Source organism: Planomonospora antibiotica (genome assembly GCF_014647955.1).
In the GTDB taxonomy this organism is placed as follows: domain Bacteria; phylum Actinomycetota; class Actinomycetes; order Streptosporangiales; family Streptosporangiaceae; genus Planomonospora; species Planomonospora parontospora.
Map to the genome: position 1 here is coordinate 1 of NZ_BMQE01000092.1, position 10184 is coordinate 10184.

Annotated in this window: 1 protein-coding gene; it reads right to left on the reverse strand. The window is 74.2% G+C overall.

The features are described 5' to 3' along the window. Window positions 1–10167 (reverse strand): type I polyketide synthase (locus tag IEZ06_RS34985; protein ID WP_189240961.1); only part of this gene is annotated, 10167 nt, incomplete at its 3' end. Window positions 10168–10184: the final 17 nt, after the last annotated feature.

Below are 10184 nucleotides of genomic sequence, written 5' to 3' on the forward strand. Positions count from 1 at the left end.
CGCCAGCCCGCGCGCCAGCCCGGCGCGGTCGGAGCCCACCACCACCGCCCGGTGCTCCAGCGCCGCCCGCGTCGTCACCAGCGACAACCCGACATCCGTTAGGTCCGGCTCAGGGGCGGCCTGCAGATGTGCGGCCAGCCGCCCGGCCTGCGCCCGCAACGCCTCCACGCTCTTACCGGACACCACCAGCGGCACCATCGGCGGCACCGTCTCCGGCTCGACCGTCTCCTCGGTGATCTCGACCGGCGGCGCCTCCTCGATGATGACGTGCGCGTTGGTGCCGCTCAGCCCGAACGACGACACGCCCGCCCGGCGCGGGTGACCGTTCCGCTTCCACTCCCGCGCCTCGGTCAGCAGCTCCACCCGGCCTTCCGACCAGTCGACCTGCGGGGTCCGCTCCTCGGCGTGCAGCGTCTTGGGCAGCACATCGTGCCGCAGCGCCATGACCATCTTGATCACGCCCGCCGCGCCCGCGGCCGCCTGGGCGTGCCCGATGTTGGACTTGAACGAGCCCAGCCAGAGCGGCCGGTCCTCCGGCCGGTCCTGACCGTAGGTCGCGATGACGGCCTGCGCCTCGATCGGGTCGCCCAACCGGGTCCCCGTACCGTGCGCCTCCACCGCGTCGACCTCGGCGGGGGCCAGGCCGGCGTTGGCCAGCGCCTGCCGGATCACCCGCTGCTGCGACGGGCCGTTCGGCGCGGAGAACCCGTTGGAGGCGCCGTCCTGGTTGATCGCCGTACCCCGCACGATCGCCAGCACCGGATGCCCGTTGCGGCGCGCGTCCGACAACCGCTCCACCAGCAGCACACCCACGCCCTCCGAGCAGCCGGTGCCGTCCGCGTCGGCCGAGAACGCCTTGCAGCGGCCGTCGGCGGCCAGGCCTCGCTGGGTGTTGAAGTACATGAACATCTCCGGTGCGCCCATGACGGTCACGCCGCCGGCCAGCGCCAGCGAGCACTCCCCGGACCGCACCGCCTGCGCCGCCAGGTGCAGCGCCACCAGCGACGACGAGCACGCCGTGTCCACCGACACCGACGGCCCCTCCAGACCCAGCGTGTAGGACACCCGGCCCGACACCAGGCTGCCGCCGCTCGTCGTACCGGCCTCCACCCCCAGGCCGTAGTCGTGGTACATCACCCCGGCGAACACCCCGGTCCGGCTGCCCTTCAACGACGCCGGATCGATGCCCGCCCGCTCGATCGCCTCCCAGGAGGTCTCCAGCAGCAACCGCTGCTGCGGATCCATGTACAGCGCCTCGTTCGGACTGATCCCGAAGAACCCCGGATCGAACTCCGCCGCGCCGTACAGGAAGCCGCCCTCCCGGGCGATGCTCTTCCCGGGCTTGCCCGGCTCGGGGTCGAACAGGTCGTCCAGGTCCCAGCCCCGATCGGTCGGGAACCCCGACACCGCGTCCACCCCGCCGGCCACCAACCGCCACAGATCCTCCGGCGAGGCCACCCCGCCCGGATACCGGCACGCCATCCCCACGATCGCCACCGCGTCCTCACCCGCGGCCATCGGCACCGCCGCCACCGCGGCCACCGGCGCCTCCACCCCCGACAGCAGACCCCCCACGAACTCCGCCACCGCCACCGACGTCGGATAATCGAAGACCAACGTCGCCGGCAACCGCAGCCCCGTCACCGCGTTCAACTGGTTGCGCAGCTCCACCGCGGTCAACGAGTCGAAACCCAGTTCCTTGAACGCCCGATCGGCCTCCACCGCCTCCACCGAGGCGTGCCCCAGCACCGCCGCCACCTGAGCCCGCACCAGCTCCAGCAGCACCCGGCCCCGCTCGGCCCCAGCCAGCCCCGCCAGCCGCCGCTCCAACTCCCCACCGGACGCACCCGCGCCCACCCGCGCCGCCTGCCGCACCGGCACCCGCACCAGACCACGCAACAGCGCGGGTACGGCGTCGCTCCGGGTCCGCAGGGCGGCGGTGTCCACCCGGATCGGCACCAGTGCCGCCTCACCGGTGGCGGTCGCCGCGTCGAACAGCGCCAGTCCCTCCTCCGCGGAGAACGCGGGAAGCCCCTGACGTCGCATCCTCTGCAGGTCGGTGTCGCTCAGCCACCGGCTCAGGCCGGTGTCGACGTCCCACAGTCCCCAGGCCAGTGCCTGCGCGGCCAGTCCCCGGGCCCTGCGGTGCGCCGCCAGCCCGTCCAGGAACACGTTCGCCGCCGCGTAGTTGCCCTGACCCGCCGCCAGCACCATCCCGCCCGCCGACGAGAACAACACGAACGCCGACAGGTCCAGCTCCTCCGTCAGCTCGTGCAGGTACCACGCCGCATCCGCCTTCGGCCGCAGCACCGCGTCGATCCGCTCCGGCGTCAGCGTGCCCACCAGCCCGTTGTCGGCCACCCCGGCCGCGTGCACCACACCCCGCAGCGGATGCTCCACCGGAACACCCGCCAGCAGATCCGCCAGCGCCTCCCGGTCGGCCACGTCACACGCCGCCACCGTCACCCGCGCCCCCAGCGCGGACAACTCCTCGGCCAGCTCCGCCGCACCCGGCGCCTCCAGCCCCCGCCGGCTGGTCAGCAGCAGATGCCGCACCCCGTGCACCACCACCAGGTGCCGCGCCACCAGCGCGCCCAGACCACCCGTGCCGCCGGTCACCAGCACCGTGCCGTCCGCATCCCACACCGGAGCAGAACCGTCCGCACCCGCCCGCCCGGCATCCGGCGCCGCTCCATCCACTCGACCGGCCTCCGGCACCGACCGGCCCGCACCCGCTCCGGCCTCCGCCCGGTCCATGCCCGACTCGACCGCCGCCCGGTCCATGCCCGACTCGGCCTCCGCCCGGTCCATGCCCGACTCGACCGCCGCCCGGTCCTGCGGAACCGACACCGCAGCCTCCACCGGCACCCGCGCCAGCCGCGGCACCCGCAGCTCACCGGCCCTCACCGCCGCCTCGCTCTCCCCGAGAACGGCCACCGCCGGCACCACCTGGGCCGATTCGGCCGCGCCGTCGGTGTCGACCAGCACGAACCGGCCCGGGTTCTCCGCCTGCGCCGCCCGCACCAGCCCCCACACCGGAGCCAGCCGCACATCGACGTCCTCACCCGGCAGCGCCACCGCGCCCCGGGTCACCACCACCAGCCGCGACGACCCGAACCGCTCCTCGGCCAGCCACGCCTGCACCACCCCCAGCACCTCGCCCACGACCGACCGCACCGCCCCGGGCACATCCGCCCCGGACGCATCCGACACGTCCGTCCCGGGCACCGGGCACTCGAACACCACCGTCTCGGGCACCTCGGCCCCCTCCGGCAGCGCGCCCCACGGCGCCCACGACACCGAACCGGGCGTGACCGGGACAGGCGTCCACCGCACCCCGAACAGCGAGCGGCCGGGCGCGTTCGGGGAGGCGTCGAGCCGGTCGGCCGCGACCTCCCGGGACACCAGTTCACCCACCGACAGCACCGGCCGACCGGTTCCGTCGGCGACCTGCAGCGACACGCTCTCCGGACCGGCGGCGACGTTGCGGACGCGCAGCTCCGTCGCGCCGACGGCGTGCAGCGTCACCCCGTTCCAGACGAACGGCAGCACCGTCGCACCGCCGCGCCGCCCGTCGTCGTCGAAGAGGCCCGCGTGCATCGCGGCGTCCAGCAGCGCCGGGTGCAGGCCGAACCTCCCGGCGTCGGCACGCGCCTTCTCCGGCAGGGCGACCTCGGCGAACAGCTCCTCGCCGCGTCGCCAGGCCCCCTTGAGCCCCTGGAACACCGGGCCGTAGCCGTAGTCCTGGCTCAGCAGGAAGTCGTAGGCGCCGTCCAGGTCGATCGCGGTGGCACCGGCCGGAGGCCACTGCTCCAGGTCGAAGGAGGGCGCCGCGGCACCCGACGCGAGGACGCCCTCGGCGTGCAGCGTCCACGGCAGGTCCGCCTCTTCGTCGCTCCTGGAGTGGACGGTGACGTCGCGCGTCCCGGACGCGTCGCCCGCACCGACGGCGATCCGCAGCTGCACCCCTCCGCGCGGGGGCAGGATGAGCGGCGCCTGGAGCGTCAGTTCCCGCACCACGTCGCAGCCGACCTGGTCACCGGCCTGGACCACCAGTTCCACGAAACCGGTGCCGGGGAAGACGACGGCCTCCCCGACCTTGTGGTCGGCGAGCCACGGATGGGTCGTCAGGGAGAGACGTCCGGTGAGGATCACGCCGTCCGAGTCCGGGGAGACGACCGCGGCGCCGAGCAGCGGATGCTCGACGGCCCCGAGCCCCATCGACGCCGGGTCACCGCCGCCGGCGCGGCCCTGCAGCCAGTACGGCAGGCGCTGGAAGGCGTACGTCGGCAGCTCCACCCGGCGCGCACCCGAACCGGCGAAGAACGTGCCCCAGTCGACGTGCCCTCCCCGGGCGTGCACCTCCGCGGCGGAGGCCAGGAACCGGCCGAGGCCTCCGTTGTTCCGCTGCAGCGAACCGACGATCACCGAGCCGTCGGAGTCGGAGCCGAGGTCCTCGATCGAGTCCTGGATGCCGCTCTTCAGCACCGGGTGCGGGCTGCTCTCGACGAACCTCCGGTGCCCGTGCTCGTGCAGGAGCCGTACCACCTGCTCGAAGCGGACCGTGTGCCGCAGGTTGCGGTACCAGTAGTCGGCGTCCATGCAGGTGGTGTCGAGCACGTCACCGGTCAGCGTGGAGTAGAAGGCGATCTGCGAGGCGCGCGGGGCCGTGTCGGCGAGGAGCTCCGCGAGCCGCTCCCTGATCGGTTCGACCTGCGCGCAGTGCGAGGCGTAGTCGACCGGGATGCGGCGGGCACGGACGTCGTCGGCGGCGCAGCGCGCCAGCAGTTCCTCGACGGCGTCCGTCTCTCCGGACACGACGGTCGAGGAGGGGCCGTTGACCGCGGCGACGCTCAGCCGCTCGCCCCACGGGGCCAGCAGCTCCCGCACCCGCTCGACGGGTTGCGGCACGGAGACCATGCCGCCGGTCCCCGCGAGCGCGATGAGCGCCTGGCTGCGCAACGTCACCACGCGGGCCGCGTCCCGGAGCGTGAGCGCGCCCGCGACGTACGCGGCGGCGATCTCGCCCTGCGAGTGTCCGACGACGGCGTCGGGGGTCACCCCGAGCGAGCGCCACAGTGCGGCGAGGCTGACCATGACCGCGAACAGCACCGGTTGCACGACGTCCACCCGGTCGAGCGAGGCCGCGCCGTCCCGCCCGCGCAGCACGTCGACGAGCGACCAGTCGACGAACTCCTCGAACGCGTCGGCGCAGGCCTGGATCTCCGCGGCGAAGGCCGGGGAGGAGTCCAGCAGCTCGACGGCCATGCCGACCCACTGGGACCCCTGCCCGGGGAAGACGAACACCGTCCCGCCCGAGGTGTCGGCGCGCCCCCGGACGACGTTCGCCGCTGGCTCTCCGCCGCCGAGCGCGCGCAGACCGGCCAGGAGACCCTCGCGGTCCCCGGCGATCACGGCCGCCCGGTGCTCGAACGCGGTGCGGCCGGCCGTCAGGGAGAAACCGACGTCCACGGGAGCCAGCTCAGGATCGGCCTCGATGCGGTCCGCGAGCCGTACGGCCTGCGCGCGCAGCGCCTCGGTGCTCTTGCCGGACACGATGAGCGGCACCACCGGCGGGTCCACGCGTCCGGCCGGCTCCTCGGCCTCGACCTGCGGCGCCTCCTCGATGATGACGTGCGCGTTGGTGCCGCTGATGCCGAAGGAGGACACGCCCGCCCGGCGCGGACGGCCGTTCTTCGCCCACTCCCGGGCCTCGGTCAGCAGCTCCACGCGGCCCGCCGACCAGTCCACGTTCGGCGACGGCTCGTCCACGTGCAGCGTCCTGGGCAGCAGGTCGTGCCGCAGCGCCTGCACCATCTTGATCACGCTGGCCGCGCCCGCGGCGGCCTGGGCGTGGCCCATGTTCGACTTGATCGAGCCCAGCCAGAGCGGCCGGTCCTCCGGCCGGTCCTGGCCGTAGGTCGCGATGACGGCCTGCGCCTCGATCGGGTCGCCGAGCGTCGTGCCGGTGCCGTGCGCCTCGACGGCGTCGACCTCGGCGGGGGCCAGCCCGGCGTTGGCCAGCGCCTGCCGGATCACCCGCTGCTGCGACGGGCCGTTCGGCGCGGAGAACCCGTTGGAGGCGCCGTCCTGGTTGATCGCCGTACCCCGCACGATCGCCAGCACCGGATGCCCGTTGCGGCGCGCGTCCGACAACCGCTCCACCAGCAGCACACCCACGCCCTCGGCCCAGCCGGTGCCGTCGGCGCCCGCGGCGAAGGACTTGCAGCGGCCGTCGGGGGCCAGGCCGCGCTGCCGGCTGAACTCGACGAACATCTCCGGTGTGCCCATGACCGCGACTCCGCCGGCCAGCGCCAGCGAGCACTCCCCGGACCGCACCGCCTGCGCCGCCAGGTGCAACGCCACCAGCGACGACGAGCACGCCGTGTCCACCGACACCGACGGCCCCTCCAGACCCAGCGTGTACGACACCCGGCCCGACACCAGACTGCCGCCGCTCGTCGTACCGGCCTCCACCCCCAGGCCGTAGTCGTGGTACATCACCCCGGCGAACACCCCGGTCCGGCTGCCCTTCAACGACGCCGGATCGATGCCCGCCCGCTCGATCGCCTCCCACGACGTCTCCAGCAGCAACCGCTGCTGCGGATCCATGTACAGCGCCTCGTTCGGACTGATCCCGAAGAACCCCGGATCGAACTCCGCCGCGCCGTACAGGAAGCCTCCCTCCCGGGCGTAGGACTTGCCCTCCACACCGGGCTCGGGGTCGAAGAGGTCCTCCAGGTCCCAGCCCCGGTCCTCCGGGAACCCCGCCACCGCGTCCACCCCGCCGGCCACCAACCGCCACAGATCCTCCGGCGAGGCCACCCCGCCCGGATACCGGCACGCCATCCCCACGATCGCCACCGCGTCCTCACCCGCGGCCATCGGCACCGCCGCCACCGCGGCCACCGGCGCCTCCACCCCCGACAGCAGACCCCCCACGAACTCCGCCACCGCCACCGACGTCGGATAATCGAAGACCAGCGTCGCCGGCAACCGCAGCCCCGTCACCGCGTTCAACTGGTTACGCAGCTCCACCGCGGTCAACGAGTCGAAACCCAGCTCCTTGAACGCCCGATCGGCCTCCACCGCCTCCACCGAGGCGTGCCCCAGCACCGCCGCCACCTGAGCCCGCACCAGCTCCAGCAGCACCCGGCCCCGCTCGGCCCCAGCCAGCCCCGCCAGCCGCCGCTCCAACTCCCCACCGGACGCACCCGCACCCGCCCGCGCCGCCTGCCGCACCGGCACCCGCACCAGACCACGCAACAGCGCGGGAAGGTCGTCGCCCCTGTTCCGCAGGGCCGTACGGTCGACCTTGACGGCCGCCAGCACGGGCTCGTCCGCGAGGACGGCCGCGTCGAACAGCGCCAGTCCCTCCCGCACCGAGACGGCGGGCAGGCCCAGACGCCGCATCCGCTGTTCGGCCTCGTCCAGGAGGTCGCTCAGGCCGGTGCCGGTGGCCCAGAGGCCGTAGGCGACGGCGGTCGCCGGCAGACCCTGGGCCCTGCGGTGCGCCGCCAGCCCGTCCAGGAACACGTTCGCCGCCGCGTAGTTGCCCTGACCCGCCGCCAGCACCATCCCGCCCGCCGACGAGAACAACACGAACGCCGACAGATCCAGCTCCGCCGTCAACTCGTGCAGATACCACGCCGCATCCGCCTTCGGCCGCAGCACCGCGTCGATCCGCTCCGGCGTCAACGTGCCCACCAGCCCGTTGTCCGCCACCCCCGCCGCATGCACCACACCCCGCAGCGGATGCTCCACCGGAACACCCGCCAGCAGCCCCGCCAGCGCCTCCCGATCGGCCACGTCACACGCCGCCACCGTCACCCGCGCCCCCAGCGCCTCCAGCTCGGCGGCCAGCTCGGCCGCGCCCGGCGCCTCCAGCCCCCGCCGGCTGGTCAGCAGCAGATGCCGCACCCCGTGCGCCACCACCAGGTGCCGCGCCACCAGCGCGCCCAGACCACCCGTGCCGCCGGTCACCAGCACCGTGCCGTCCGCATCCCAGACGGTGCTCTCGTCCGCTTCGGAGACCATCGTCCGGGCCAGACGCGGCAGCCGGATCAGCCCGGACCGGACCGCCGCCTCCGGCTCGCCGGAGACGGCCACCGCCCCCAGCACCTCACCGGACTCGGCCGCGCCGTCGGTGTCGACCAGCACGAACCGGCCCGGGTTCTCCGCCTGCGCCGCCCGCACCAGACCCCACACCGGAGCCAGCCGCACGTCCAGGTCCTCACCCGGCAGCGCCACCGCGCCCCGGGTCACCACCACCAGGCGGGAGTCCGCGAACCGCTCGTCGGCCAGCCACGCCTGCACCACCTCCAGCACCTCGGCGGCGGCCGACCGCACCCCCTCGGGCACGTCCGTCCCGGGCACCGGGCACTCGAACACCACCGTCCCAGGCACCGCACCGCCCTCGGCCACCTCCCACCAGGCCGCCCACGGCACCGGGCCGGAAGCGGCGGCAGGGGCCTGGACCCACTCGACCCGGAACAGCGAGTCGTGGTGCGCCGCCGACGAGGTGCTCAGCTGCTCGGCCGAGACGGGACGGCCCACCAGTGACTCCACCGAGAGCACGGGTCCGCCTTCGGCGTCCGCCACCGCCAGTGAGATGTCGCCCTCGCCGACGGAGGAGATCCGTACCCGCACCTCCGTCGCGCCGACGGCGTGCAGCGTCACCCCGTTCCAGACGAACGGCAGCACCGTCGCGCCGCCGCGCCGCCCGTCGTCGTCGAAGAGCGCCGCGTGCATCGCGCTGTCGAGCAGAGCCGGGTGGAGGCCGAACCGGCCTGCCTCCTCACGTGCCTGCTCGGGCAGGGAGACCTCGGCGAACACGTCGTCTCCCTGACGCCAGGCCGCCTTCAGCCCCTGGAAGACCGGGCCGTACCCGTACCCCTGCTCGTTCAGGAACTCGTAGGCTCCGTCCACGTCCACCGGGACGGCACCCGCCGGGGGCCACTCGGTCAGATCGAAGGAGGGCGCTACGGCACTCGGGGCGAGGACGCCCTCGGCGTGCAGCGTCCACGGCTCGTCCTCCCCGCCGGAGCGGGAGTAGATGTTCACCGAGCGCTTCCCCGCCCCGTCGGGCGCGTCCACGATCACCTGGAGCCGGCGCTCCCCCTGGCCTTCCAGCACGAGCGGTGCGCGCAGGGTGAGTTCCTGGAGGAGACCGCAGCCGACCTGGTCGCCGGCCCGGATCGCCAGCTCCACGAACCCGGTGCCCGGTAGCAGCACGCTGCCCAGCACCTCGTGGTCGGCGATCCACGAATGGCCGTCCAGGGACAGCCGGCCGGTGAGCACCAGCCCACCGGAGTCGGGTGAGGTGAGGGATGCTCCCAGCATGGGATGCTCGACCGTGTCGAGCCCCGCAGCGGCGACGTCCCCGATCTCCTCGCCGAACCAGGACGCGATCAGGTACTCACGCGCGTCCATCCAGTACGGCTCGCGCTGGAAGGCGTAGGTGGGCAGCTCCACCCGCCGCGCACCCGACCCGGAGAAGTACCGCGCCCAGTCCACGGCCACGCCGTGCGCATACGCCCGCCCCAGCCCGGCCAGCAGCGCCTCGACCTCGCCCCGGCCCCGCCGCTGCAACCCCACCACCGCAGAATCCGCACCGCTCGCGCCGCCCGCGGAACCCGCACCAGCCGCAGAACCCGTACCGCCTGCGGAGCCGGCACCGCCCGTGTCATCCGCAGAGCCCGTACCGGCCGAGGCGTCGGTGCCGTCCGCAGGATCCGCGGTCAGGACCTGGGCCGCCAGCGCGGTCAGCACCGCGTCCGGACCCACCTCCGCCCACCGCGACACACCCAGATCGGCCCGCGCCGCATCCACCGCGTCGGCGAACCGCACCGACCGCCGCACATGCTCCACCCAGTACTCCGCCGACCCCCACTCCCCGGCCACCGGCGCACCCGTCACCGTCGAGACCGCCACCACCGACGCCTCCACCTGCCGGTAGGTCACCGACTCGGCCACCCGCCGAAACCCCTCCAGCACCGGCTCCATCAACGGCGAATGGAACGCATGCGACACCCGCAACCGCGAACTGCGCCGACCCCCCGGCAGCGCGGCCACCACCGCCTCCACCGCCGCCTCCGCACCGGAGACCACCACCGAGGACGGACCGTTGACCGCCGCGACCCCCACCCCAGCCGTCAGCAGCGGCACCACCTCCGCCTCCGAGG